At 73.9% G+C, this 23821-nt stretch carries 27 protein-coding genes; 14 read left to right on the top strand and 13 right to left on the bottom strand.

Going from position 1 to position 23821, the window contains the following annotated elements:
- A partial coding sequence (locus tag BG452_RS07175) for an ATP-binding protein (protein WP_188303336.1) occupies positions 1-2347 on the bottom strand: 2347 nt, incomplete at its 3' end.
- Positions 2348-2533: 186 nt separating this feature from the next.
- On the opposite strand from BG452_RS07175, the gene BG452_RS07170 reads away from it, so the two are divergent.
- Complete coding sequence (locus BG452_RS07170; RefSeq protein WP_188303335.1) at positions 2534-3469, top strand: hypothetical protein; 936 nt, start codon at positions 2534-2536, stop codon at positions 3467-3469.
- Positions 3470-3552: 83 nt separating this feature from the next.
- Here the strand turns inward: BG452_RS07170 and BG452_RS07165 are convergent, their stop codons facing one another.
- From BG452_RS07165 to BG452_RS07145, 5 genes are all read right to left on the bottom strand, one after another.
- Positions 3553-4941 carry an MFS transporter gene (locus tag BG452_RS07165; protein WP_188303334.1) on the bottom strand — a complete coding sequence of 463 codons (1389 nt, stop codon included), beginning with the start codon at positions 4939-4941 and terminating at the stop codon, positions 3553-3555.
- A gap of 376 nt (positions 4942-5317) precedes the next feature.
- Positions 5318-5920, bottom strand: a complete 603-nt coding sequence (locus BG452_RS07160; protein WP_188303333.1) for a TetR/AcrR family transcriptional regulator — start codon at positions 5918-5920, stop codon at positions 5318-5320.
- Between the two features lie 39 nt (positions 5921-5959).
- Positions 5960-6922 (bottom strand): quinone oxidoreductase family protein, encoded by a 963-nt coding sequence (locus BG452_RS07155; RefSeq protein ID WP_188303332.1) that lies wholly within the window; start codon positions 6920-6922, stop codon positions 5960-5962.
- Between the two features lie 97 nt (positions 6923-7019).
- Entirely contained in the window at positions 7020-7508 is a 489-nt protein-coding gene (locus BG452_RS07150) for an NUDIX domain-containing protein (protein WP_188303331.1), read from the bottom strand.
- Positions 7509-7555: 47 nt separating this feature from the next.
- Entirely contained in the window at positions 7556-7801 is a 246-nt protein-coding gene (locus BG452_RS07145) for a hypothetical protein (RefSeq protein WP_188303330.1), read from the bottom strand.
- Positions 7802-7940: 139 nt separating this feature from the next.
- Between BG452_RS07145 and BG452_RS07140 the strand changes: the two genes are divergently transcribed.
- The 7 genes from BG452_RS07140 (at position 7941) to BG452_RS07110 (ending at position 11316) form a co-directional block, all read left to right on the top strand.
- Positions 7941-8771: a helix-turn-helix domain-containing protein gene (locus BG452_RS07140; RefSeq protein WP_188303329.1), complete on the top strand. Its 831-nt coding sequence runs from the start codon at positions 7941-7943 to the stop codon at positions 8769-8771.
- Positions 8768-8980 carry a DUF397 domain-containing protein gene (locus BG452_RS07135; protein WP_188303328.1) on the top strand — a complete coding sequence of 71 codons (213 nt, stop codon included), beginning with the start codon at positions 8768-8770 and terminating at the stop codon, positions 8978-8980. The genes BG452_RS07140 and BG452_RS07135 overlap by 4 nt, the downstream gene beginning before the upstream one ends.
- Before the next feature lie 10 nt (positions 8981-8990).
- Positions 8991-9203 carry a DUF397 domain-containing protein gene (locus BG452_RS07130; RefSeq protein ID WP_188303327.1) on the top strand — a complete coding sequence of 71 codons (213 nt, stop codon included), beginning with the start codon at positions 8991-8993 and terminating at the stop codon, positions 9201-9203.
- 187 nt (positions 9204-9390) lie between these two features.
- Entirely contained in the window at positions 9391-9588 is a 198-nt protein-coding gene (locus BG452_RS07125) for a DUF397 domain-containing protein (RefSeq protein ID WP_188303326.1), read from the top strand.
- A 10-nt stretch (positions 9589-9598) separates the two neighbouring features.
- Complete coding sequence (locus tag BG452_RS07120) at positions 9599-9811, top strand: DUF397 domain-containing protein (RefSeq protein WP_188303325.1); 213 nt, start codon at positions 9599-9601, stop codon at positions 9809-9811.
- An 11-nt stretch (positions 9812-9822) separates the two neighbouring features.
- Positions 9823-10035, top strand: a complete 213-nt coding sequence (locus tag BG452_RS07115) for a DUF397 domain-containing protein (protein ID WP_188303324.1) — start codon at positions 9823-9825, stop codon at positions 10033-10035.
- Positions 10036-10119: 84 nt separating this feature from the next.
- On the top strand, positions 10120-11316 hold the full coding sequence (locus BG452_RS07110) for an MFS transporter (RefSeq protein ID WP_188303323.1): 1197 nt from the start codon (positions 10120-10122) through the stop codon (positions 11314-11316).
- Between the two features lie 65 nt (positions 11317-11381).
- Here BG452_RS07110 and BG452_RS07105 read toward each other — a convergent pair whose 3' ends face one another.
- The 3 genes from BG452_RS07105 to BG452_RS07095 form a co-directional block, all read right to left on the bottom strand.
- On the bottom strand, positions 11382-12110 hold the full coding sequence (locus tag BG452_RS07105) for a heparin lyase I family protein (RefSeq protein ID WP_188303322.1): 729 nt from the start codon (positions 12108-12110) through the stop codon (positions 11382-11384).
- A 122-nt stretch (positions 12111-12232) separates the two neighbouring features.
- Positions 12233-13639, bottom strand: a complete 1407-nt coding sequence (locus BG452_RS07100) for a uracil-xanthine permease family protein (RefSeq protein ID WP_188303321.1) — start codon at positions 13637-13639, stop codon at positions 12233-12235.
- A 138-nt stretch (positions 13640-13777) separates the two neighbouring features.
- Positions 13778-14461, bottom strand: coding sequence for an SRPBCC family protein (locus BG452_RS07095; RefSeq protein ID WP_188303320.1), 684 nt, complete (start codon positions 14459-14461; stop codon positions 13778-13780).
- A 164-nt stretch (positions 14462-14625) separates the two neighbouring features.
- Between BG452_RS07095 and BG452_RS07090 the strand changes: the two genes are divergently transcribed.
- Complete coding sequence (locus BG452_RS07090; RefSeq protein ID WP_188303319.1) at positions 14626-15312, top strand: TetR/AcrR family transcriptional regulator; 687 nt, start codon at positions 14626-14628, stop codon at positions 15310-15312.
- A 7-nt stretch (positions 15313-15319) separates the two neighbouring features.
- Here BG452_RS07090 and BG452_RS07085 read toward each other — a convergent pair whose 3' ends face one another.
- Positions 15320-16273, bottom strand: a complete 954-nt coding sequence (locus BG452_RS07085) for a LuxR C-terminal-related transcriptional regulator (protein WP_317620935.1) — start codon at positions 16271-16273, stop codon at positions 15320-15322.
- Between the two features lie 195 nt (positions 16274-16468).
- Between BG452_RS07085 and BG452_RS07080 the strand changes: the two genes are divergently transcribed.
- Together BG452_RS07080 and BG452_RS07075 are read left to right on the top strand one after the other, a co-directional pair.
- On the top strand, positions 16469-17191 hold the full coding sequence (locus BG452_RS07080; protein ID WP_188303318.1) for a G1 family glutamic endopeptidase: 723 nt from the start codon (positions 16469-16471) through the stop codon (positions 17189-17191).
- Positions 17192-17411: 220 nt separating this feature from the next.
- A complete protein-coding gene (locus BG452_RS07075; RefSeq protein WP_188303317.1) occupies positions 17412-18713 on the top strand; it encodes a cation:proton antiporter in 1302 nt (433 codons plus the stop codon).
- 63 nt (positions 18714-18776) lie between these two features.
- On the opposite strand, the gene BG452_RS07070 is transcribed toward BG452_RS07075, so the two are convergent.
- Complete coding sequence (locus BG452_RS07070) at positions 18777-19658, bottom strand: PIG-L family deacetylase (RefSeq protein ID WP_188303316.1); 882 nt, start codon at positions 19656-19658, stop codon at positions 18777-18779.
- A gap of 35 nt (positions 19659-19693) precedes the next feature.
- Here BG452_RS07070 and BG452_RS07065 point away from each other — a divergent pair, with 35 nt between their 5' ends.
- Both BG452_RS07065 and BG452_RS07060 read left to right on the top strand, forming a co-directional pair.
- Positions 19694-20050 (top strand): hypothetical protein, encoded by a 357-nt coding sequence (locus BG452_RS07065; RefSeq protein ID WP_188303315.1) that lies wholly within the window; start codon positions 19694-19696, stop codon positions 20048-20050.
- A 130-nt stretch (positions 20051-20180) separates the two neighbouring features.
- Positions 20181-20543: a peptidoglycan-binding domain-containing protein gene (locus BG452_RS07060; RefSeq protein ID WP_188303314.1), complete on the top strand. Its 363-nt coding sequence runs from the start codon at positions 20181-20183 to the stop codon at positions 20541-20543.
- Between the two features lie 77 nt (positions 20544-20620).
- Here the strand turns inward: BG452_RS07060 and BG452_RS07055 are convergent, their stop codons facing one another.
- Positions 20621-21247 carry a hypothetical protein gene (locus tag BG452_RS07055; protein WP_188303313.1) on the bottom strand — a complete coding sequence of 209 codons (627 nt, stop codon included), beginning with the start codon at positions 21245-21247 and terminating at the stop codon, positions 20621-20623.
- 91 nt (positions 21248-21338) lie between these two features.
- Between BG452_RS07055 and BG452_RS07050 the strand changes: the two genes are divergently transcribed.
- On the top strand, positions 21339-21749 hold the full coding sequence (locus BG452_RS07050; RefSeq protein WP_188303312.1) for a hypothetical protein: 411 nt from the start codon (positions 21339-21341) through the stop codon (positions 21747-21749).
- A gap of 38 nt (positions 21750-21787) precedes the next feature.
- Here the strand turns inward: BG452_RS07050 and BG452_RS46940 are convergent, their stop codons facing one another.
- Positions 21788-23629, bottom strand: coding sequence for a hypothetical protein (locus BG452_RS46940; protein WP_411292893.1), 1842 nt, complete (start codon positions 23627-23629; stop codon positions 21788-21790).
- Positions 23630-23821 lie beyond the last annotated feature (192 nt).

The following is a 23821-nucleotide window of genomic DNA, read 5'->3' as shown; positions in this document are numbered from 1 at the left end:
GCGCGTCCAGGGCCGCCCCGGCGGCGGCCAGCGTCGCGGCCGCGCCCGCCGCGTCGCCCCGGGCCAGCAGCAGGCGCCCGTACAGCGTCGGGGCGTCGGGCAGCACCATCACCGTCGGGTACGGCGGGCCGAAGGCGTGCTCGCGCGCGAGCTCCAGGGCCTCGTCCAGCCGGCCGCGCGCGGCCACCGTCTCGGCCAGCGCCCCGACGGCGTCCCAGTGCAACGGAGTGCCCGGCCCGATCCGCCCGGCGATGCGCAGGGCCCGGCGCAGGTAGTCCTCCGCCATGGCGAGGGCACCGCAGCGGAACCGCAGCATGCCGGTCAGCAGGTAGGCGAAGCCCAGGTGGCCACCGCTCCACCCGGCGACCTCATAGCTGCGCACCGCCTCGTCGAACAGCTCCTCCGCCCGGTCGACCCGGTCGGCGTACAGGTAGCTGAGGCCCAGGACCCCGGGCAGCTCGAAGCCCCAGGTGGTGTTGGTCCAGCCGAGGCTGCGGGGCAGCCGGCCGCCCGGCAGCGCGGACTCGGCCAGGGCGATCGCCTCCGCGCGGTCGGCGCCGCGCAGCGTGAGGTCCCAGCAGCGCAGCACGGCCACCGCCCGGGCCAGGCCGTCGCGTTCGAACACGGCCTCGCCCGGGGCCGGCCCGTCCGGGCCGGCGTCGGTGAAGGCCAGGCCGACCGTGTCCAGCATCCGGCCGAACTCCGCGAGCCGCCGGGAGCGGCCGGGGCCGTCGGGGTCCTCGAACTGGAAGGTGGCGAACATGAAGTCGGCGACCTCCAGGCGCAGCCGTCCCGGGCCGGGCGGGGTGCGTGAGGCCTCCTCGGCGCACAGCGCGGCGGCCTCGCCGAGCCGGTTGCTGTGGGCGAGGGCCTGGGCGAGCCGGAAGGTCGCGTCCACCCGCAGCTCGGGGCTCAGCCCGTACGGGTCGGCGAGCGCCAGGCGCAGCTGGTTGACCGTGGTCGCCGGGTCGGTGAGCAGGGCCGAGCAGCCGAGCTCGTAGAGCACCGAGGCCCGGTCCCGGTCGGCGGGCGGCTCGCTGATGGCGCGGCGCAGGCAGCGCTGCGCGGCCCCGGGCGCGCCGATGGCCAGGTGTTCGCGGGCCGCCCGGCGCAGCTTGTCGACGATGAGGCCGTCCCCTTCGGGCAGGATCTCCAGCAGGTGGCGGGAGGCCGCGGGCAGGCCGAGGCCGGCGTTCTCGATCTCGACGGCGGCGACCCCGTGCATCCCGGTGCGGGCCGCGGGCGGCATCGACTGGTAGACCGAGGTGGCGACCAGCGGGTGGACGAACTCCAGCCGGCCCGCCGGTGTGCCGGTCAGTACCCGGTGCCGGCGCAGCTCCCGGACGGACTGGGCGGCGGTCTCCGGGCCCTGGGCGCAGATGGCGGCGGCGAGGTCGGGGCGGATGTCGGTGTCCAGCACCGAGGCCGCCCAGGCGAAGCGCAGTGCGGTGGGGCCGAGCCGCTCCAGCCAGTGTCGCAGCGTCATTCCCCTTGCAGTGGCTGCGAGTTCGCGCAGCTGCCCGGTGCTCTCCTCGACCGGGTCGAGCCGCTGGTCGGCCACCTCGCGCAGCAGGGCGGCGGTCTCGTACGGGTTCCCGGCGGTGACCGCCCAGACGTGGCGGCAGAAGGCGTCCTCGGCCCGCTCGCCCAGGGCCGCGCGGACCAGGTGCGCGACCGAGGCGGGCTGGAGCGGGCGCAGTTCGTGTCGGCGGTCGGCCCGGTCGGCGAGCCCGCGCTGGAGTGCCAGCGCGTCGTCGGGGAACTCGTCGCGGCAGGCCAGCGCCAGCAGGGCCGGCAGCTCCCGGGCGCGCAGCGCGAAGCCGGCCAGCCAGCCGAGCGACTCCGGGTCGGCCCAGTGCAGGTCGTCGACCAGCACGGCCACCGGCGAACGCAGCTGCACGAGGCGGGTGAGGACGAAGTCCAGCCCGTCCCGCACCCCTTGCGGATCGAGCTGTCCGCCGGGCGGACACAGCCCCGCCGCCGGGCCGACGATGTCCTCCCACGGCCCGAAGACCCGCGCCCGCTCGTCGTCGGACAGGGCCGACAGCACCGGCCGCACCAGCTGGCGCACCACGTGGAACGGCTCGTGGCACTGCCGTTGCCCGCCCCGGGCGAACAGCACCGTGCAGCCCGCACGTTTCGCGGCCCGCCGCACCGCGGTCAGCACCGCGGTCTTGCCCAGCCCGGCCGCGCCGGTGTACAGCAGCAGTTCACCGACCCCGGCCCCGGCGGGCAGGGTGAGCGCCTCGATCGCCCGCTCGGCCGAGCGGATCTCGGCCTCACGTTCGTGCAGCGGCCAGTGGTCCCTCCCGGACCCGTCGTCGCCCCCGGCCTTCCCAGCGGTCACCCGTCGCCTCCAAATCGCCCTGCCAGGGCTGTCGTTGCGTCGCCGCAGAGCGCCGAGGCTACTGCCGAGAGGCCGGGTCCGGTACGGGCTTGACAAAGCCGCCCGGCCCGAAAACCCGTTGGCCGCCGCCCGCCCGGACGGCGATACTCGCGCGTCGGAGCAGCTGCGGAGGGGGAGCGGGCGGGCGTGGAGGTCTTCGCGTGCAAGGGGTGCGGCACCGCACTGACCAGGCCGCTCACACGGGTCCCGTACCCCGTCTACGCCGGCCTCCAGTACGGCAACGGCGTCACCATGCCCGTCCTCATGGAAGCGGGCACCTACGGCGTCGACGAGGGCCCCGCCGGCGAGCCCCGGCTGATCGTGATCGCTCCCGGCGACGCCCACGGCACCGCGATGGTCCAGCGGCGCGAACTCGGCGCCTGCTGTGGCGTCGACGGCCGCTACGGCCCGAACGTCACCTGCGCCGGCTGCGGCCGCAAGGTCGCCACCCGGGTCGACGACTGCTCGCTGTGGCAGGCCACCTGGCTGGAACCGGCCGCGGTGAGCCCCGTACCGGCGGGCCCCGACCCTCCGGCCGCCGACTGGCCCACCGTCACCGACCGGTGGCGCGCCGCCGACCTGTCGGACGGCGACGGCAGACGGAGCATCCGCTGGGACGTGGAGGCCGCCGTGACCCTGGCCCACCTCGTCCACGCCGCCGACGGCGCGCCCCTCGCCCTCGCCGCCGGACCGCTCGCCCTGGCCTTCCGCCCGCTCCTCGCCCAACTGCCGCCCCCGGAACCCGGCCCGGCCCGGCGCGCGGCCCTGGCCGGACCGGGCCTGCCGCCGACCGGCCCCCGCGCCGACATCGCCGTGGTCCCGCGCCACCCCCGGACCGGCGAGTACTGGCCCACGCCCCCGGGCGTGACCGCCGTGCCGCTGGCCGCCGCGTTCTGGGCCTCCCTCGTCTTCCGCGACGAACGCGAACTCGCGCCCGCCACCGGCGGCCTGCCCCCGGGCGTCGAACGCGACTACCCCCTCCCGCCCCACCCCCTGTACCCGGCCTACCTCGACCGGTGGCTCTTCCGCGCCGTCCTGAACCGCCTGAACGGCGTCGAGGGCGCGCCGGACGACCGGTGGTGACGAACGAAGGCGGCGCCGCCCGGGAAGGACCCGGGCGGCGCCGCCGTGCACGCGCCGGCCGTCAGCGCACCGTCAGCGCACCGTCAGCGCACCGACTGCGGGACGCGCTGCGCCGGGACGCCCGGCGCAGCGGCCGTACGGGGCGCGGCCGGGGCGGCGCCCAGCGCGGTGCCGCGGGTCTCCTCCGCCCACAGGACGCACACCAGCAGGCCCAGCGCCGTCGTCCCGGCGGCGATCAGCATGGTGGGCCCGGTGCCCAGGCCGGTCAGCGACAGCGGCAGCAGGTAGGTGCCCACCGCCGCGCCGATCCGGCTGACCGAGGTGGCCATGCCCACGGCGGTGGCCCGGATCTCGGTCGGGAACAGCTCGTTGGGGTAGGTCCAGTCGAGCACGTTCGGCCCGCCGCACAGGAAGGCGTACGCGCACAGCGCGGTCAGCGCGACGGCGGCCGGCGCGCTGGGCCACACCCCCAGCAGCGCCAGCGGGACGGTCATCAGCGCGAAGGACCAGATGATGACGGGGCGCCGGCCCTTGGTGTCGATCAGGCGCAGCGCCGGGTAGCAGCCGAGCAGGAAGACCAGGCTGATCAGCCCGGTGCCCAGGGTCTCCATCACGGTGCCGCCCGGCATGCCGAAGGAGGAGAGGATCTGCGGGCCGAAGGTGAGCATCGCGAACAGCGGGCCGACCTGGCAGAGGAAGAACAGGCCGCAGAACAGGGTGCGCCGCCGGTAGGGCGGGGTCATCAGCAGCCGCAGCCCGCCGGCGCTGCGGGCCCGGGCGGCCGGGTCCGGCATCAGCTCGCGGCCGTCGACCCGCACCCCGAGGTGCTTCTCCACCACGCGCACCGCGTCGCCGACCCGTCCGTTGGCGGCCAGCCAGCGCGGCGACTCGGGGGAGCCGCGGCGGATCACCAGGAAGACCACGCACAGCACAGTGGAACTGGCCAGCATCCACCGCCAGCTGCCCGGTCCGGCCAGCTCCAGGAACAGGTAGCCCACCACGTAGGCGAGCACCGAGCCGGCGTACCAGGCGACGATCTGCTGACCGAGCAGCCGCCCGCGCTGCTTGGCGGGCAGCCACTCGGCGAGCAGGGAGGTGGCGATCGGGTAGTCGGCGGCGACGGCCATGCCGAGCACGAAGCGCAGCACGGTGATCGCCCACACCGAGTCGACCCAGAACGAGAGCACCGAGCAGGCGACCATCACCAGCAGGTCGGCGGTGTACATCACCTCCCGGCCGATCTTGTCGGTCAGCACGCCGAACAGGGCGCCGCCGACGAACATGCCCACCAGGGCGGCGGCGCCGATCAGGCTGACCTCCGCGGTGGACAGGCCGAGGTCGGGACGCATCCCGATCAGGGCGACGCCGACGATGCTCAGGATGTAGCCGTCGAGCAGCGGCCCACCGGAACAGGCCAGGGCCAGCCTGCGGTGGAAGGCGGTATACGGGGCGTTGTCGATCGTTTGGGACATGGGCTTCGGGGTCCTCCGGGACGTACGGCCGCGCGATTGGCACGCGGGCCGTGCGCCGGGTAGACGGCAGGGAACGGAGCCGCCCACCATGGACGGCTCCATCGCCCGGTCACACCGGGCGACCGTCCACGGTTGCCCGGGTACGGAGGGTGAACCACCGGGCCGAAGGTCGGCCGGATTCGTGACCAAGGTCCCGAAGCGGACAGGGCCTTCGGCCGTGCCGGTTCACGTCCAGCCCAGTCCTCGCGGGCCCTGTCGCCGTCCGCCCGCCCTCCGGGGCGCTCCGGGTGACCCTTCTCACCCGGAGCCCCTTTTGGAGTGTCCCGCGCCACATTCCGGCGTACTGGTCCAGACCAGCAGCCATCGGCCGCGCGGGTCAGTCGGCTGGACGGGCCTCGCGCAGCCGGGCGAGACCGGAGTCCAGGGCCGCCTCCAAGTGGATCGTCGACCCGGTGGCCAGCAGGATCGCCACCCCGCCCTGCACCCCGGCCAGCAGCGCCGCCGCCTCCCGCTCCGCGTCCAGCCCCGCCGTGACCTCGCCGGCGTCCTGGAGGTGGCGGATGCCCGCGGCGATCTGCTCCTGCCACCGGTCCATCAGCCGGCCCGCCACCGCGCGCGCCGCGTCGGAGGCGGCCGGGCCGCGCCGGGACAGGGCCGTCTGCAGCGGACAGTGGGCGCCCTGCGCCCGGTAGCGGGCCACCACCTTGTCCCGCCACCGCCACCAGGCCTCCCAGCTGGTCAGCGCACCCAGTTCGGGCTGCTGGTCGTCGAGGATCCGGTCCGCCTCGTGATGGGCCACGGCCAGCAGCAACTCGTCCTTGCCGCCCGGGAAGTAGTGGAACAGCTGGCTCTTGCTGGTCGCCGTCCGGGCCATGACGTCCTCCAGGCGCAGCGCGAACACGCCCTCCTCGCGGATCTGCCCGGCCGCGCCCTCGACGATGCGCGCCCTGGTGGCGGCGCCCTTGCGGGTCAGCGTCATCCGTCCTCCTGTGCTTCCGACGGCCCCGTACCGTGCCGGTCAGGTCAGCAGCAGCAACTTGCCGGTGGTGCGCCGCGATTCCAGGTCCGCGTGCGCCCGGGCCGCCTCGGCCAGCGGGTAGCGGCCGGTGACCCGCAGGGTCAGCCGACCGTCCAGGACCAGGTCGAACAGCTCGCCGCTGCGCCGCACCAGGGCCTCGCGGGTGGGGACGTGGTGACGTACCAGGGGGAAGGACAGCAGGATGCTGTTGGGCAGGTCGGTGGGCCGCAGCGTCGGGACGCCGAGGAAGGGGCCGTAGTAGGCGTGCACGCCGTGCGGGCGCAGCGCCAGCTGGGAGGAGGCGAAGGTCTCGGCGCCACTGCCGTCGTAGACGACGTCGGCGCCGCGGCCGCCGGTCAGCTCCCGCACCCGCTCCTCGAAGCCGGGGCCGGAGTGGACCAGGACGTGGTCGGCGCCGGCCTCCTTCGCCACGGCGGCCTTCTCCTCGCGCGAGACCAGGCCGATGACGCTGCCGCCGCGGGCCTTGACGAACTGGGTGAGCAGCAGACCGACCCCGCCGGCGGCCGCGTGCACCACGGCGGTGTCGCCCGGGCCGACGGGGTAGGTCTCGGTGCTCAGGTGGCTGGCGGTCAGGCCCTGGAGCATCACCGCGGCCGCCGTCTCGTCGTCGATCCCGTCGGGCACCTTGACCAGCTCGTCAGCCGGGACGGCGAGCAACTCGGCGTAGCTGCCCGGGTGGTAGTACCAGGCGACCCGGTCGCCGACGGCCAGGCCCGTCACTCCCGCGCCGAGGGCGGTGACCCGGCCGGCGCCCTCGACGCCCAGGACCGTCGGTGCCGCCCAGCCGAATCCGCCCTGCGCGCGGGCGCCGACGTCGAGGTAGTTCACCCCGGCCGCCGCCACGCGCACCACGGCCTCGCCGGGGCCGGGGACGGGGTCGGGCAGCTCGGTCCAGCGCATGACCTCGGGGCCGCCGTGCTCCTCGATCCGGATCGCGTGCATGGGGTGCCGCCCTTCTGTGCGGTTCGTTCGGAGGGAACGTCCAGCACGTTAGGCAGGCGAAAACGGACCCACAAGTCCAGAAATGGCGCCGTGCCGATCAGCCCACCGGGACCGGGACGCCCCGGACGAGGAGGGGCAGGCCGGCGCCGTGCTCCCAGGCGTCCCAGGCGTCGTCGATGCGGCGGTACTGGTCATCCGTCGTGACCTCGCGCAGCTTGGACTGCGGGATCCAGTGCAGGCCGCGGATCTCCGGCGGCGGCTGGTGGCGGTGGACGGCCTCGGCCTGGCGGTGCGTGAGCAGCCCGCCCGCGTAGACGAAGTTGACGCCCTCGGGGAAGGTCGCGGCGGGGACGTAGTCGATGGTGAGGATGGTCCGGAGGGAGAGGACGAGCCCGGTCTCGGTTTCGAGGTGCCGGCGGGCCGCGAGGTGCGGCAGCTCGTCCTGCTCGGCGCTGCCGCCGGGCAGGGTCATGCCGTCCTTGTAGGCGGGGTCGACCAGGAGGACGGAGAACTCGTCCGACCCGTCGGGGTCCTCGCGCAGGACGAAGACCTGCTGGCCCGAACGACGGGCGGGGGGACGGCTCATGAGGCTGGTCCTGTTCAACTGTGCTCCAGGGGTGCGGAGATCGATGGTCACAGCGGCCGACGGCGCGGCTTCCCGCAGGTGCCGGGCGCGGTCTCACGCGGGGTGAGGGGCCGCAGGAAGGCCGGGGCGGCGCGCCACTCCGGGCCGGTCGCCCCCAGGGGCCGGAGAATCGCGTTCCCGAGCATCACCTCGACGAAGACGCCCTCGCGCGGCCTCCCGTCCTCCAGGTGACTGAAGTCCTGGACGACCTCGTGGAGTTGGAAGGGAAAAAAGGGGTTCTGCGCGTCAGGCATGGGGGTCTCCGCAGGTTGCGCTGTGCGTCCGGCGAATCACCGGGTGTAGCCATAGTGGGGCGATCACCCTTACTATCGGAAGGCTTTCCCACTTGACAGTTTCCCCGGGTGGGATTCGTGTAGCGGCGGAGGTCTGACAATGCGTGAGACGCAGCTGGATCCATCGGCATCACCCCTCAAGGCGTTCGGGGCCCAACTGCGCAAGCTGCGCAAGGCGGCAGGCTTGACGCAGACCCAGCTCGGCGATCGAACACAACTGAGTGATAGTCAGATTTCGAACCTCGAAAGAGGGACACGCAATCCCACACTCGACTGGGTCCGTAGCGCTGACAGGGCACTGGATGCCGGCGGAACGCTGGAACTGACGTACTGGAGTCTCAGCAGGTCATCGTTGCTGGAAGGCTTTCCCGAGTACGCACAGCAGGAGGCGAAAGCCCAAAGCATCTCCCACTTCGAGCTGGGCATCGTGCCAGGTCTGGCCCAGACGATGGAATACGCCGGGGCCTTCGCGTCCGCGGCCGTTCGGCGCGGCAGCATCACCGAGGAACAGGCCGCAGATCGACTCGACTTCCTGGCCACACGTCAGAAGCTGCTTGATCAGCGGTCCGGGCCGCGCCTGCACTTCGTCCTGGATGAAGGAGCCCTGCTGCGCACGGTGGGCGGGGCCAAGGTCATGGCGCGGCAGTTGGCGCATCTTGAAGATCTCGCGAGCCGTCCGAACGTCACCATCCAGGTGGCGCCGTTCTCGCTCGCGGAAGAGCTGCCGTTCACGATGGTCGTCACGCTGCTGACCCTGGCGGATCGAACACTCCTGGCATACTCGGAGTGCCAGTTGCGCGGCTTCCTCGCGCGCGACGCCGAGACTGCTCAGGCTTGGGAGCGGGACTACCATCAGCTCCAGGTGGAAGCGCTGTCGAAGGCTGCGTCACTGGAGAAGATCCGTAAGCAAGGTGTGAGAGGAACGTCATGATTTCCCCTGTAGACCTGTCTGGTGCCCAGTGGTTCAAGTCCTCCTACAGCAACAACGGCGGTACCTGCGTCGAGGTGGCAGCGGACTTCCCCGGTCTTACTCCTGTCCGTGACTCGAAGGACCCTCAGGGGCCGGCTCTTGTCTTCCCGGCCGAGGCCTGGAAGTCGTTCGTCGCTGCTGTCCGTGGCGGCGAGTTCGGTGACATCTGAGAGGGACGTCGTGGCCGACCGCGTTGACCTGTCCGGAGCTTTCTGGGGCAAGTCCACGTACTCCAACAACGGGGGCAACTGCGTGGAGGTAGCGCAGGGCTTCCCCGGGGCGATGCCCGTCCGTGACTCCAAGGACCTCAACGGACCGGCTCTGATCTTTCCGGCCGAGGCTTGGGAGTCGTTCGTCGCCGCCGTCCGCAGCGGGGAGTTCGGCGACATCTGAACAGCAGGCCCGGACCGCATTCGCTGTGGTCCGGGCCTGTCGTCGTCTTCCTCCTGCGAGCCGGCGGTGGGTGCTGAATGCGGGGATGTGGACCGAGGGGTCGATAGATACGATCGACCCCAGCTCAACGCACTCAGCCAGCAGGACAGTTCGGCCATGATCCGGGAGGCACGGATGGAGCTGGACCATGCATGACCCAACGGGCGCCAAGTGGCGCAAGAGCACCTACAGCAACGGGCAGGGCGGCTGCATCGAGGTGGATGACGCGCTCCCGGGCAGGGTCCGTGACTCCAAGGATCCCAGCGGCCCGGTCCTGGTCTTTCCGGCCGAGGTCTGGGAGTCGTTTGTCGCCGCTGTCCGTGGCGGCGAGTTCGACGAAGTCTGAAAGGAACGTGATGACTCCTCCAGCAGACCTGTCCGACGCCGCATGGTTCAAAAGCAGTTACAGCGGCAATGGTGGACAGTGCGTTGAAGTGGCCTCCGGCTTCCCGGGCCTAATCCCCGTCCGTGATTCCAAGGACCCCGACGGGCCGGCCCTGGTCTTCCCGGCCGAGGCTTGGGAGTCGTTCGTCGCCGGTGTCCGCAGCGGCGAGTTCGGCGACATCTGAGAGGGAGCGTCATGGCCGACCGTGTAGACCTGTCCGGAGCCTTCTGGGGCAAGTCCTCGTACTCCAACAACGGGGGCGACTGCGTGGAGGTAGCGCCGGGTTTCCCCGGCCTGGCTCCCGTTCGTGACTCGAAGGACCCTCAGGGGTCGGCGCTCGTCTTTCCGGCCGAGGCCTGGAAGTCGTTCATCACCGCAGTCCGCAGTGGGGAGTTCGGCGCCATCTGAAACAGTGGGCCCGGGCCGCATCCGCTGCGGCCCGGGCCGTCACCGACGCGGTGAGGGGGTTCGTGAACCTGGGGGAGTGAACCTGTGAGTGTGCAGACCGAAGAGCTGGCGCAGCCTGCTGCCGAAACTACCGACAAGCGATCTGTACGGCAGGCCCTGCTGATCGCGCTGGGCAGCGGCATCGGCTACATGCCGTTCGCGCTGACCATCCCGATCCTTCCCGGCCACGTCACCGGCCGACTTCACGGCGGCCCCGCCGAGGTCGGCGCGGTCGTCGGCGGTTACGCGCTGACCGCGCTGCTGTCCCGCCCGGTGTCGGGCGCGCTGATGAACCGCCTCGGCGCCCGTGCCCTGACCGTCGGCGGCACGATACTGACCACGCTCGCCACCGTCTGCTACCCGCTGGCCGGGTCGATCGCCGAACTCGTCGGCCTGCGCATGCTGGTGGGCATCGGCATGGGCGTGATGCTGGCCGCGACCGGGGTCTGGCCGGTGCAGCTGGTCGGCAAGGACCGGCAGAGCTGGGCGCTGGGGTTGAGCGGCACCGTCATCTACGTGGCCATCGGCCTGGGCGCCCCGCTGGGCACGCTGGTCGAGCACCTGGTGGGCACGACGGCCACGTTCGTGATCGCCGGGCTGCTCGCCCTGCCCGTCATCCCCATCGCCCTCTCGGTACCCGAGGTGCGCCTGCCCCCGAAGGCGGCGGAGCGGGGCGGCATCGAGCGGGGCCGGGCGCTGCTGGGCACCGTGCTGTCCAGCGTCGCGCTGGTCTTCACCGCGTTCGGGTTCGCGGCGGTCTCCGGCTTCGCGGTCGCCAAGTTCGACGCCCTCGGTGTCGCCGGGGGAGCGGCCGTGGTCACCGCGTACTCCCTGACCGTGGTGCTGCTGCGGATAGCGAGCACCTGGATCCGCTGGGAGGCCACGCGGCCGGTGGCGCTGGCCGCCCTGTTCCTCGTCGAGGCCCTGGGCGTCGCGCTCATCGGGCTGTCGGACGGCCTTGCTCTGGGCGTGATCGGCGGTGTGCTCACCGGGGTCGGCATGTGGCAGATCTACCCGGTGCTGGGACTGTTCGTGGTGCGCTCGGTCGGTGAACGCCAGCGCGCCACGGCGCTGTCGACCTTCGGGGCCTGCTTCACGGTGGGCCTCGCCGCCGGCAGTGGCTCGCTCGGGCTGGTCGCCGAGGCCACCGGGTACCGGACGATGTTCCTGGTCTGCGCGGCCTGTGTCGGTCTGGGGCTGCTGGTGGCCGTGGCGGCGGCCCGCGTCGCCCGGGTCCGCTGACCCGGGACGACGACGGGCCCGGACCGCATCCGTTGCGGTCCGGGCCCGTCCTCGTGCACTGCTCCCTACGAGCCGGCGGTGGCGGTCTCCAGGGTGGTGGCCATCACCGGGCTGGTGAAGGTGTTCGTCGCGTCGCCCTGATTCTGGTGGTAAGAGCCCCACTTGAGGTAGTTGCGGTCGCCGTCCCAGGTGGTGCCCTTGAAGGTGCCCGAACCGGTGCTGAACGTCTGCTTCTTGCCGTCGAACCAGAAGTCGATGGTGCCGTCGGTGCGTCCCAGGTGGATCTTCAGCGCGTACGCGTGCCACTCGGCGTTCTTCACCGGCGCCGTCCACAGCGGGTGCGCGTTGTGCTCGGTGTCCCACTCCTGGAGCCGCACCCGCCCGTTGGCAATGTCGATTTCGATCGGGTGGTTGGCCGTGCCCTCGCTGGGCGAGCACTTGAGCTGGAACACGTACCGGCTCTGGTCGTCCTGGACGTCCACCTTGGACGACCAGCCCAGGTAGAACGTGTCGCCCTGCTTCAGGTCGGGGCCGACCGTCTCGCAGCGTTCCTGGTTCGCGGCCTGTAAGGCCTTCCACACGTTGCCCTTCACCGGGTCCTTGACGACGCCGAAGCTGCTGGGGGAGGCGCACTGGATGCCGAGGAAGGACGACGGGCCGGTCTTGGTGCTCGGGGTCCACAACACCTTGCCTGTGGCGGAGGTGCTGGCCGCGGCCGAGCTGCAGGAGATCGCGAAGGTGGCCAGGGCCAGGGCCCCGACGGCGAGCCGGTGGTGACGGGACAGAAGGGACATGCCTCTCCCGGGGGGATTCGCGGGGAACGGGGTGGTCGAATCGCTGCCTGCGATTCGACCACCCGGCGGCCCGGCTGGCCAGGCGGAACGACCGGCGGAAGTATCCGCCGGTCATGTCCTGGTCACTTCTGCCGGTTGTCGCCCCCGGCGGTCCCGGACGGTTCGTCGTACGAGGACGTCCCCTCGTCCAGCAGCGGCTCCTGCGTCTTCAGGTGGGCGGGGGCCAGCGCGCGCAGCGCGTGGTAGCCGGTGATGACGACCAGGGTGCCCAGGGCGATGCCGCTGAGGCTGAAGGTGTCGGTGAACTTCAGGGTGACGTTGCCGATGCCGATGATGATGCCCGCGGCGGCCGGCACCAGGTTCAGCGGGTTGCGCAGGTCGACCCCGGACTTGATCCAGATCTGCGCGCCGAGCAGGCCGATCATGCCGTACAGGATGACGGTGATGCCGCCGAGCACCCCGCCGGGGATCGCGGCCACGACCGCGCCGAACTTCGGGCAGACGCCGAACAGCAGGGCGAAGCCGGCCGCGGCCCAGTAGGCGGCGGTGGAGTAGACCCGGGTGGCGGCCATCACGCCGATGTTCTCGGAGTACGTGGTGTTGGGCGGGCCGCCGAGCGCGGTGGAGAGCATCGAGCCGACGCCGTCCGCGGAGATCGCGGTGCCCAGCTTGTCGTCCAGGTTCGCCCCGGTCATCTCGCCGACGGCCTTGATGTGCCCGGCGTTCTCCGCGATCAGGGCGATCACCACGGGCAGCGCGACCAGGATCGCGGACCACTGGAAGGAGGGGCCGTGGAAGGCGGGCAGGCCGATCCAGTCCGCCTTGCCGACGCCGGACAGGTCCAGTCGCCAGTGGTCGGTCAGGTGCCCGGCCGCGTCCACCGAGTGGATCCTGCCGAAGACCCGGTCGAACAGGAAGGAGATCCCGTACCCGAAGAGCAGCCCCAGGAAGATCGCCACCCGCGACCAGAACCCGCGCAGGCACACCACCGCGAGCCCGGTGAACAGCATCACCAGCAGCGCCGTCCACTGGTCCTGCGGCCAGTACGTCGAGGCGGTCACCGGGGCCAGGTTGAAGCCGATCAGCATGACGACGGCGCCGGTGACGATCGGCGGCATCGCCGCGTGGATGATCCGCGCCCCGAAGTACTGCACCGCCAGGCCCGCCAGGAACAGCACCGCGCCCACCACGAGCACCGCGCCGGTCACCGTCGCGCTGGTGCCGCCCTGGGCCCGGATCACCGCGGCGACCCCGACGAAGGACAGCGAGCAGCCGAGGTAGCTGGGGATCCGGCCGCGGGTGGCCAGCAGGAAGATCACGGTCGAGACGCCGGACATCATGATCGCCAGGTTGGGGTCCAGCCCCATCAGCACCGGAGCCACGAAGCTCGCGCCGAACATGGCCACCACGTGCTGGGCGCCGAGCCCTGCCGTCCGGGGCCAGGAGAGTCGTTCGTCGGGGCGGACGACCGCTCCCGGTGCGGGCGTCCGCCCGTCACCGTGCAGCTTCCAGCGCACGCCGAGATCCATGTGGGGGTTCCTTCTCTGAACTTTCGGGGGACTGTCCGCACCATTCTCATGGTCATCCGGCCTCCCACGCACACCTGGCCCCGCTCCTGACCTGCGCACTCGCGCGGGGAGCGGGGCCGGGGGGCGTGCGACGGGCGGTCAGCCCCGCGCCTCGGCGGCGGCCTTGAGGTCGTGCAGCCAGGCGTCCAGGCCCTGACGCAGGATCGCCGTCGCGGCCGGGACGTCCGCGTCGACCTGCGGCCCGGTGTGGGTCTCCTCGGTGCGCACCAGGACGCCGCCGCGCACCGGGGTGAAGGTCCACACGTGCACGCCGTCGATGTGCAGGCCCTCGGCGGTGGCGGGGCCGGTCCAGCGGATGCAGGAGCCGGGCTTCAGCTGCTGCACGGTGGAGGTGATGTCCAGGCTGGGGGCGGTGGTGGCGGGGTTGGGCGGCAGCGGGGTGGTCCAGTGGAACGCCGAGCCGGGCCGCAGCGGGCCGTGGTCCAGGCGCTCGGCGCTCGCCACGGCGCTCTGCCAGGACGGCCAGCGCGCCACGTCGCTCTGCAGCCGCCAGACGGTGGACAGCGGGGCGTGGATCACCGCCTCGGTGCGGTGGCGGATCCGGGCGGAGGGGTCGACGCCCTGGCCGCGGCAGGTGAGCGGGGCGGGGGAGTGGGCGCCGGGGTGGGTGGTGGCGCGGATGGTGGCCGGGGTGGTGGCCGGGGTGCCGGCGGCCTGGGCGGGCACGGCGGCGGTGCCGAGCAGGGCGGCGGCGAGCGCGGCGGCGGACAGGGCGGGGCGGACGCGGGTGCTGTGGATGCGGGTGCTGCGGGTGCCGGACATGGTGGTCCCCTGGGGTCGACGGAGGGTCTGCTAGACGTTCCTGCGTTCGTTAGAAGTTGTAACTCCTCGGCCCGGCCGGGGTCAACAGGTTCAGTGATAGCCTCTAACTAATTCTTGAGGATGTAGCGATGTGGCTCATCCGGATGCGGAAGGGGCGGCGGACCATGGCGGAGGAGACCCCGAGGGAGCGCTACCGCGCCCAGGTACGCGAGGAGGTCAAGCGGCACGCCCGGGAGCAGATCGCCACGGCCGGGGCCTCCGCGCTCTCCCTCAACGCCATCGCCAAGCAGATGGGCCTGAGCGGGCCCGCGCTCTACCGCTACTTCGCCGGCCGCGACGAGCTGATCACCGCACTCGTCCGCGACGCCTACCGCAGCCTCGCCGACACCCTGAAGGTGGGCGCCGAGGGCGGCGCCGACCTGCGGGCCCTGGCCCACGCCCTGCGGCTGTGGGCGCTGGCCGACCCCCAGCGCTACTTTTTGATCTACGGCACGCCCGTGCCCGGCTACCACGCACCCGAGGACACCACCGCGATCTCCGGCGAGATCATGACGATCCTGCTCGACGCGTGCGTCGCCGTCCTCGCCGGGTCCGCCGCCGCCGCCGGCGCCGCAGGCCCCACCACGCCGGAGTCCACCCCCGCCGCGCTCGCCGCCCACCTGGCCGACCACCGCGACTGGACCCTCGGCCACCCCGCCCCGCCCGAGGCGCTGCACCGCTTCCTGAGCCTGTGGACCCGCCTGCACGGCGTGCTGTCCCTGGAACTGGCCGGCCACTTCACCGCGATGGGCTTCGACCCCGCCCTGCTCTACGCCGCCGAACTCGACGACCTGCTCGCCCCGCGCGGCTGAAGGGGCGTCACAGCAGCTGCGCCCGGGCCGCCTGGATGCCCGCCTGGAACCGGGTCCGGGCGCCGAAACGGTCCATCAGCTCCCGCACCCAGCGCTGCACCGTACGGGTCGACACCCCCAGCTGCCGGGCGATCGACTCGTCGGTGAGTCCGGCGGCCAGCAGCGTCAGCAACTGCCGGTGCCGGTCCTCCGGCGGCTCCTCGGGCAGCTCCGGCAGCCGCATCCCGTGCGCCCAGTACAGCTCGAACAGCCCGGCCAGCGCGTCCAGCAGGGTCGAGGGCCGGATCAGCAGCACACTCTCCAGTTCGGTGCCCGCGCTCACCGGCAGCAGCGCCCACCGGTCGTCCAACAGGGCCAGCTTCAGCGGCACTTCGGTGTGCACCCGGGCCTGCTCCCCGGCCGCCGTGAAGGTCCGGATCTCCGCCAGCCGCTCCGGATCGCGCAGCACCCGGCTGTGGTAGACCACCCGGGTCGCCACCCCCCGCCCCAGCAGCGCCAGTTCGGTGTGCGGATCGGAACGCCGTACGTACGGCGGCCGGTCCAGCACCCGCACCCGTTCGCGCACCCCCAGCTGCAGGGTGCGCCACAGGTCGGCGATCGAGCGGCGCCCGCTGATCACCTCCACCGGCCCGGCCGCCTCCGCGTCCGGGCGGCCCTGCCGGTAGGCGCGCATCAGCTCGCCGATCCGGCCCCGGGCACGCCGCAGCTCCACCTCGCGCCGCAGCAGCAGCTCCTCCAGCGCCACGTCCGGCGGCACCGCCGTCCACGCCCCGGCCGCGCACGCCTCCACCAGCCCCAGTTCGGCCAGCACCGCCAGCGCGGCCGCCACCATGGACGCCCGCAGGTTCAACTGCGCCGCCAGCCACTGCGGATCGGCGGCCGGCAGGCCCAGCAGTCGCAGGTAGAGCTGCTCCTCCAGCGCGCCGAGCCCGAGCCCGCCGAGCATGCCCGTCCCCGGCACGACACCCTCCTCGCGTCCTGCACCGCCAGCGGAACAGAGTGACTGTGCGCCACCCGGTGGCCGAAATCAAGGGATTGACCGCTTGACATGTTTACGCCATGTCGGGTTCCGGCCCCCACGGCTCCCTTCCCGGCCCCGCCACGGCGCCCCCAAGCTGGGCGGCACCCCCACAACGCCCAGCCAAGGAGCCCCCCCATGGCCCTTCCCCGCACCGGCCGCCTCGCGCTCGCGGCCCTGCTGGCCCTGCCGGCCGCCGGCCTCGCCGCCCCCGTGGCCAGCGCCGCCCCCGTGGCCAGCGCTGCTCCCACCCACGCCACCCACAGCTACGGCGCCCACCACTACGGCCACGGCGCCCGCTACGACGGCGGCGTCTGGGGCGGCTACGTCGCCCAGGGCAACGGCTTCCAGAGCGTCTCCGGCTCCTGGACCATGCCCACCGTCCAGTGCAACACCTCCAACGACCTGTTCGCCCCCTGGGTCGGCATCGACGGCTACGGCTCACAGACCGTCGAACAGACCGGCGTCCAGGTCGACTGCTCCAGCGGCTCCCCGGTCTACTCCGCCTGGTACGAGATGTACCCGGCCCCGCCGCAGTACTTCAACGACCCGGTGGACGCCGGCGACAGCTTCACCGCCTCCGTCGTCAACAGCGGCGGCTCCACCTACACGCTGCAGATCACCGACACCACCAAGGGCTGGTCCGAGAACACCACCCAGCAGCTCGACGGGCAGAACGTCAGCGCCGAGGCCGTCATAGAGTCCCCCAGCCAGAGCTACCCGTCCTTCGACCGCCTGGACTTCTCCGGCGTCACCGTCAACGGCCAGGTCTTCGACAGCTACTCCCCGCAGGCCATCAACAGCGGCCAGTACACCGAGACTTCGCTCAGCAACGGCTCCTTCGCCATCGTCCCCGCCTGACGCCCGTACGCCTCACCGCCCGTACGCCTCACCGCCGGCCGTGAACACCGCCCGCCCCGGGGACCGTACCCGCTACGGACCGGGGCGGGCGCGCACGCCGGGGCGCACCGCACCCCACCACACCCCGACCCGCCCGCGCCGCACCCCGCCACCCGCACGGCCCCCACGCACAATGCAGTGAACCGGTACGACCGTGTACGTGCGACCAGGGGACGGCGCGATGGAAGGCACCTCCGCCACGACCGTCCTGGCCGACGTCGCCGTGGTCCTGCTCGCCGGGGTCGCCCTGACCCCGCTGCGCACCCGGCTGCGCCAGCCCGTCGTGATCGGCGAGATCGCCGTCGGGGTGATCCTCGGCCACGGCGTGCTCGGCCTGCTGCCCGGCGACCCCACCGAACGGCTCTTCCCGCCCGCCGCCCGCGCCCACCTCGCGGTCGTCGCCCAACTCGGCATCGTCCTCTTCATGTTCGCCGCCGGCTGGGAACTCGACCTGCGCCGGCTGGCGGGCCGGGCCCGGACCGTCCTGGCCGTCACCACCGCCTCGGTCGCCCTGCCCTTCGCCTTCGCCGCCGTCCTCGCGGCCGTCCTGCTCACCCGCCGCCCCGGCCTGGCCGGACCGGCCGCCACCCCGGCCCTGTTCACCGTCTTCCTCGGCATCGCCCTGTCCGCCGGCGCCCTGTCCGTCCTGGCCCGCATCGTCGAGGAGAACCACCTCCAGGCCGACGGCACCGGCGTGCTCGCCACCGCCTGCGGCGCCCTCACCGAGATCGTCCTGTGGTGCGCCGTGGCGGGCGTCAGCGCCGCCGCCCACGGACCCGCCCACGGCGGCCTGCTGCCCGCCCTCGCCCGGATCGCCGGCTACGCCGCCGTCCTGGCCCTGGTGGTGCGCCCGCTGCTGCGCCGTCTGCTGCTCGGGCCCGCCCTGCGCGCCGTCACCGGCCATCCGCTGCTGATCCTGCTCGCCGTCGCCGGCGGCGCCCTGCTCTCCGCCTGGACGGCCTCCCGGCTCGGCCTGCACGCGGTGATCGGCGCCTTCGCCTTCGGCCTGGCCATGCCCCGGGACGCGGGGGAGGAGCTGCGCCAGGCCGTCCAACTGCCGCTGCGCAACGCCGGCGCCCTGCTCGTCCCGGTCTTCTTCGCCCTCACCGGGCTGTCCGTGGACCTGCACGGCATCGGCACCGGCGGCCTGCTCGCCGCCGGGGTGCTGCTGGCCGTGGCCTGGGGCGGCAAGTTCGCCGGCGCCGTCCTCGCCGCCCGCCTCACCGGCGTGCCCCGGCGCGAGGCCGCCACCCTGGGCGTGCTGCTCAACACCAAGGGTCTGGGCGAGGTCCTCATCCTGACGCTGGGCCGGGACCTGGGCATCATCGGCGAACGGCTCTTCACCGTCCTGCTGCTGACCGCCCTCGCCGCCACCCTCCCGGTCAACCCGCTGGTCCACCACCTCGCCGGCCGGGCCGCCCGGCCGGCGCCCCGGCCCCTGCTGGAGGCCCCGGTGCGGGCCCCGGGCGCCCCGGGCGGCTGACCCGGGGCGCCCGTCGTCGCATCCGCCGCCGTCCTTCCCGCCGGGGCCCGGACGGACGGGCCGTCAGCGCAGGCCGGCGAAGAGGTCCTCCTCGGGCAGGGCCGCGCCGGTGGTGTCGCGGACCCGGACGAAGGTCTCCGTGCCCATCAGTTCGGTGAAGCGCTCCTTGCCCATCCGCAGGAAGAAGATGTTCTCGCCCTGGCTGGCGTGGGCGGCCAGCGCGTCGTACTTCCGGCCGCCCCAGGCGTGGGTGTCCACCCAGGTGGTGACCTCCTCGTCGGGCAGGCCGATCGGGGGCAGCTCGGGCACCGCGGCGGCCTCCCCGGCCTCTCCGGCCGGCTCGGAGGACTCGGGGGTCTCACCGGCCTGCTCGTCCCAGTCGGTGCCGAACTCCTGCATCGCCTCGAAGAAGCGCTTCATCGACGAGTGCGGCGCGGTGGTCCAGTACACCTTGGGCGTCAGGCCGGGGGCCAGCTCCAGAGCGGCCATGGTGATGCGGTTGGCCTGGATGTGGTCGGGGTGGCCGTAGAAGCCGTTCTCGTCGTAGGTGACGAGGACGTCGGGCCGGTAGTGGTGCAGCAGTTCGGCCAGGCGGGCGGCGCCGTCGGCGACGGGGGTGCTCCAGAACGAGCCGGGGGCGTCGTTGGCGGCCCAGCCCATCATCCCGGAGTCGCCGTACTCGAGCAGTTCGAGGTGGTCGACGCCCAGGATCCGGCAGCTGGCCTCCAACTCCTTGCGGCGCAGGGCGGCCACCGCGGCCGGGTCGTGTCCGTCCTCGCCGGGCTTGACGCCGCCGGGGCCGTCGCCGCAGGCGCCGTCGGTGCAGGTGACGAGGACGGTGCGGATGCCCTCGGCGGCGTAGCGGGCGAGGACGCCGCCGGTGCCGGTGGCCTCGTCGTCGGGGTGGGCGTGCACTGCCATCAGCGTCAGGGGCCGGTCGGCCATGTTCAGTCCTCGGTTCGCTCGGGTGTCCGTTCCCAGTGTGCCCGGCGGCTCTGACACTCGGCCGCCCGCCCTCGACCCTCACCGACGCCTGCCTGGCCGCCCTCGGCCTCACCGGCACCCCGCCCTGGCCCCCCGGCGCCTACAACATCACCGACCCCGCCCCCTACCGCCGCGACACCGCCCTGCGGCACGTCCTGACGGTGCATCAGATACCGGCCCGCATCCTCCACCTCCCGGTCGCCCTCGCCCGCCTCGCCGCCCGCACCACCCTGCTGCCCGGCCTCACCCCGTACACCGTCGACCTGCTCACCCGCGGCGTCGTCCTCGACCTCACCCGGGCCCGCGCCCAGGGCTGGCACCCGCGCCACACCCTGGCCGACTACCGCCCCTGACCGCCCGCGCAGCCCGATTGGCCCACAGAAGCGGCGGTCAATTGGATATCTCGCGGGGGCATCCGGCCTGGCAGTGTCAAGGCACACGAGACGCCGTCAGGAACGGCGCCCGCCAACGGGAGGGAAACCCATGCGCAAGATCATCATCGGGCTGGCCGCCACCGGCCTGCTCCTCGCCGGCACCGTCGCCACGGCCGGCACCGCCGAGGCTGCCGGCACCCGCTGCGGCGACTGGAGCACCGCCGAGCCGCTGCTGAAGTACGGCGCCACCGGCGACGCCGTCCGGGAGCTCCAGTGCGAGCTCAACTACTCGCTCAACCCCGACACCCACGGCAAGACCACCGTCGACGGGATCTTCGGCGACGACACCCTCAAGCGCGTCCGCGACTTCCAGGCGTGTATGGGATACCTGCAGGTCGACGGCCAGGTCGGCGCGCAGACCTGGGGCGCGCTGGACTGGTGGAGCTCCCAGAACGCCTACCCCAACTGCTGAGGTAGCCGGTAGGAACAGCGCTGGGGGCGGGGCATCCGGATGCCCCGCCCCCAGCGGCCGTCGGCCCCCGGCCCGCGTCAGGGCTGCTGCGCCGACGCGCCGCCGGCCCAGTACAGCGCGGTGTCCACGTCCCGGGCCGTCCAGCCCTCCGCCCGCGCCCCGCCGTGCCGCAGCAGGTCGTCCAGGAGCCCCAGGTAGCGGCCGTACCGCCCCGGCGCGGCGGTGAGGGTGAGCCCGACGGCGTCCAGGGCGCCCTGGACGCGGCGGTCGTAGACCGCCATCCGGCCGGGCGCCGCCGCGGTCAGCACGGCCGAGGCGAGCGCGTCCCCGGTCCGGAACCCGGGCAACTCCAGAAGCACGCGACGCCCCGCCCGGGCCGCCTCACCACGCGGCACGCCGGTGTCGCGGACCGCCGCGACGGCCCGCCCGGTGACGGCCCGGACTTCGGCTTCGGGCAGGCCCATCAGCTCCGCCGCCCACGGGGCCTGCGCGGTCAGCCGCTTCCAGACCGTCAGCGCCGCGATGTCGCCCTTCCCGAGGCTGCCGCTGCGCCGCGCCCGCTGCGCGACCTCGTCGAACAGCTCGTCGTAGTACGGCGAGACACCCGCCAGGTACCCGGCCCGGGCCTGGACCAGCATGTCCCACACCCGCCCGTACGCAGCCGCCGACTCCCCGCCGGCCGCTGCCTCCACCGTCTTCTCCATCCCCGCATCATGCCCGCGCCGCCCGGTGCGCCGGTGGCCGGAACCTGGCAGGCTACGACGACAGGCCGGACCTCAGGGGAGAGAACCCGCCATGCTGATCGCCGACTTCGACGTCTACGGCCGGGCCGCCGAGTTCGATCCGGCGACCGGACGGCTCGGCCCCGCGCGGGCCGTCGACGCCGGGCAGAGGACCCACGGCCACTACGGCCGAGTGGGCCGCACCGGCGTGGTGTTCTACCGGGGCGCGGACGGGCTGCGGATCCGGGTGGGGGAGTGCGACATCCGGCTCGACGCCGCCACCACCGTCCGGCACCGGATCGTCGAACCGGAGTGCGTCCTGACCGTCGGCCGGATCGCCGAACTGCGCTACCCGGTGCCGCCGCAGTGGTACGGCCTGGCGGAGGACCTGACCCCGTTCGTCGAGGCCGAGGACTTCGACCTCGGGCTCTTCGTCGCCAACGTCCTGGCCGACCCGGACCGGGCGGACCGCAGCTACCGCTGACAGTCCGCCCGCAGCCAGTCCGCAGCCCGGTTCCGCCGTCAGCAGCGCTTGCCCAGCCCTGCCCTCGGCGCGGCCCCCGCCGTGCCCGGCAGGGCCGCCAGGGCCGCCAGGGCCGCCGACTCGCCGTCGCCGTACTGGTGGGCGCGGGCCGCGTGCAGGGCGGCCCGGAGGTGGTGGGCGGCCTCGGCGGGGCGGCCGGTGGCGGCGAGGGCGCGGCCGTAGAGGGTCTGCAGGACGATGCGGCGGGCGGCGGGGAAGGGGGGTTCGGCGAGGGCGAGGCCGTGGGCGGCGTGGTGGGCGGCCCGTTCGGGGTCGCCGCCGGTGAGGCAGGTGTCGGCGAGGTGCTGGTGGGCCAGGGCGACGAGGTCGGCGCGGCCGGCCCGTTCGGCGAGGGTGAGGGCGCGGCCCAGCAGGTTCCGCACCCGGGCGGGCGCCTCGCCGTGGCCCGTCCCGTACCGGTGGAGGGCGGCGGCCAGGTTGACCAGGGCGACGGCCTGGGCGCTGCGGTCGCCGGCCAGGGCGGCGAGGTCGGGGGCCCGTTCGAGGTGGGCGAGGGCCTCCTCGTGGCGGCCTTCCTCCAGCAGGACCCAGCCGAGCAGGGCGCGGGCCCGGGACTGGGCGCCGGGGTCGAGGTCGGCTTCGGCGGCGGCCAGCCCGTGTTCGAGCAGCGGCACCCAGCCGTCCCGGACCTGCCACACGATCAGGGGCCACTGCAGCAGGACCAGGCGCCAGGCGCGGTCGTGCAGTCCGGCGGCGACGGCGGCCAGGGCGGCGCCGCGCAGGGTGTCGCGTTCGGCGGCGTACCAGGCGAGGGCGCCGGCCCGGTCGGGGAAGGGGCGGACGTCGACGGGGCGCCGGGCCCCGGCGGGCGGGTCGCAGCAGGGTTCGCTGCCGGGTTCGGCGGCGGCGCTCGCGGCGAGCAGGGTGTGCAGCAGGTGGTCGAGGAGGCGGGGGAGGGTGCCGGTGTCGTCCTCGCCGGGCCGGGCGCGCAGGCTGCGGGCGTAGAGGCGGACGAGGTCGTGCAGGGTGTAGGCGTCGCGGCCGATCTCGACGACCAGGTGGGCGGTGGCCAGCTGCGCCAACGCGCCTGCGGCCTGAGGGAGTTCGCAGTCGGCGAGGGCGGCGGCGGTGCGGCTGTCCAGGGTGGTGCCGGTGTGGGTGCCGAGGTGCCGCAACATCCGGCGGGCCGGGTCGGACAGGTGCTGGACGCTCAGGGCCAGGGCGGCGGCGACGCTGGTGTCCTCCACCTCCAGCAGCCCCAACCGGCCCTGTTCGTCGGCGAGTTCCTCGGCGAGGGCGGCCAGGCCGCGGTGCGGGCAGGTGGCGATGCGGGCGGCGGCCAGGCGCAGGGCGAGCGGCAGCCCGTCGCACAGCCGGGCGAGCCGGGCGGCGGCCTCGGGTTCGGCACCGACCAGGTCGGCGCCGAGGTCGGGGCCCAGGGTGGTGGCGAGCAGGGTGACGGACTGCGGGGCGGACAGTTCGGCGAGCGGTACGGGCCGGGCGGCGTCGGTGGCGACGAGCCCGCCGAGCCGGTCGCGGCTGGTGACCAGGGTGACGCAGTCGTCCCCGTCGGGCAGCAGCGGGCGGACCTGCTCGGAGCGGCGGGCGTTGTCGAGCACGATCAGCATCCGGCGCCCGGCGGTCAGTTCCCGGTAGCGGGCGGCCAGGGCCTCGGGGGAGGCGGGCATCTGCTCGGCGGGCAGGCCGAGGGCGAGCAGCAGTTCGCGCAGCACCGCGCCGGTGCCCCGTTCGGGCAGCGGGCTGTGCCCGCACAGGTCGACGAACAGCCGTCCGTCGGGGAAGTCGGCCTGCCGCCGGTGCGCCCAGTGCACGGCGAGGGCGGTCTTGCCGACCCCGGCCCCGCCGGTGACGACGGCGATGGCGCCGGCGGCGCGGGCGGCCCGGGGGTGGGGGGGGGGGGGGGTGGGGGGGGGGGGGGCGGGGTGGGGGGGGGGGGGGGGGGGGGGGGGGGGGGGGGGGGGGGGGGGGGGGGGGGGGGGGGGGGGGGGGGGGGGGGGGGGGGGGGGGGGGGGGGGGGGGGGGGGGGGGGGGGGGGGGGGGGGGGGGGGGGG

The sequence above is a fragment of the Streptomyces sp. CBMA123 genome (assembly GCF_014596465.1).
GTDB lineage: Bacteria > Actinomycetota > Actinomycetes > Streptomycetales > Streptomycetaceae > Kitasatospora.
This window is presented reverse-complemented; position numbering and strand designations above follow the sequence as displayed.

What these genes read in the sequence shown, in the direction of transcription:
- BG452_RS07120 (WP_188303325.1), top strand. Translation starts at nt 9,599, where the DNA reads ATGACTCCTCCAGCAGACCTGTCCGACGCCGCATGGTTCAAAAGCAGT.
- BG452_RS07150 (WP_188303331.1), bottom strand. Translation starts at nt 7,508, where the DNA reads ATGAGCCGTCCCCCCGCCCGTCGTTCGGGCCAGCAGGTCTTCGTCCTG.
- BG452_RS07095 (WP_188303320.1), bottom strand. Translation starts at nt 14,461, where the DNA reads ATGTCCGGCACCCGCAGCACCCGCATCCACAGCACCCGCGTCCGCCCC.
- BG452_RS07165 (WP_188303334.1), bottom strand. Translation starts at nt 4,941, where the DNA reads ATGTCCCAAACGATCGACAACGCCCCGTATACCGCCTTCCACCGCAGG.
- BG452_RS07105 (WP_188303322.1), bottom strand. Translation starts at nt 12,110, where the DNA reads ATGTCCCTTCTGTCCCGTCACCACCGGCTCGCCGTCGGGGCCCTGGCC.
- BG452_RS07070 (WP_188303316.1), bottom strand. Translation starts at nt 19,658, where the DNA reads ATGGCCGACCGGCCCCTGACGCTGATGGCAGTGCACGCCCACCCCGAC.
- BG452_RS07090 (WP_188303319.1), top strand. Translation starts at nt 14,626, where the DNA reads ATGGCGGAGGAGACCCCGAGGGAGCGCTACCGCGCCCAGGTACGCGAG.
- BG452_RS07140 (WP_188303329.1), top strand. Translation starts at nt 7,941, where the DNA reads ATGCGTGAGACGCAGCTGGATCCATCGGCATCACCCCTCAAGGCGTTC.
- BG452_RS07135 (WP_188303328.1), top strand. Translation starts at nt 8,768, where the DNA reads ATGATTTCCCCTGTAGACCTGTCTGGTGCCCAGTGGTTCAAGTCCTCC.
- BG452_RS07060 (WP_188303314.1), top strand. Translation starts at nt 20,181, where the DNA reads ATGCGCAAGATCATCATCGGGCTGGCCGCCACCGGCCTGCTCCTCGCC.
- BG452_RS07145 (WP_188303330.1), bottom strand. Translation starts at nt 7,801, where the DNA reads ATGCCTGACGCGCAGAACCCCTTTTTTCCCTTCCAACTCCACGAGGTC.
- BG452_RS07155 (WP_188303332.1), bottom strand. Translation starts at nt 6,922, where the DNA reads ATGCACGCGATCCGGATCGAGGAGCACGGCGGCCCCGAGGTCATGCGC.
- BG452_RS07075 (WP_188303317.1), top strand. Translation starts at nt 17,412, where the DNA reads ATGGAAGGCACCTCCGCCACGACCGTCCTGGCCGACGTCGCCGTGGTC.
- BG452_RS07080 (WP_188303318.1), top strand. Translation starts at nt 16,469, where the DNA reads ATGGCCCTTCCCCGCACCGGCCGCCTCGCGCTCGCGGCCCTGCTGGCC.
- BG452_RS07100 (WP_188303321.1), bottom strand. Translation starts at nt 13,639, where the DNA reads ATGGATCTCGGCGTGCGCTGGAAGCTGCACGGTGACGGGCGGACGCCC.
- BG452_RS07125 (WP_188303326.1), top strand. Translation starts at nt 9,391, where the DNA reads ATGCATGACCCAACGGGCGCCAAGTGGCGCAAGAGCACCTACAGCAAC.
- BG452_RS07160 (WP_188303333.1), bottom strand. Translation starts at nt 5,920, where the DNA reads ATGACGCTGACCCGCAAGGGCGCCGCCACCAGGGCGCGCATCGTCGAG.
- BG452_RS07115 (WP_188303324.1), top strand. Translation starts at nt 9,823, where the DNA reads ATGGCCGACCGTGTAGACCTGTCCGGAGCCTTCTGGGGCAAGTCCTCG.
- BG452_RS07055 (WP_188303313.1), bottom strand. Translation starts at nt 21,247, where the DNA reads ATGGAGAAGACGGTGGAGGCAGCGGCCGGCGGGGAGTCGGCGGCTGCG.
- BG452_RS07050 (WP_188303312.1), top strand. Translation starts at nt 21,339, where the DNA reads ATGCTGATCGCCGACTTCGACGTCTACGGCCGGGCCGCCGAGTTCGAT.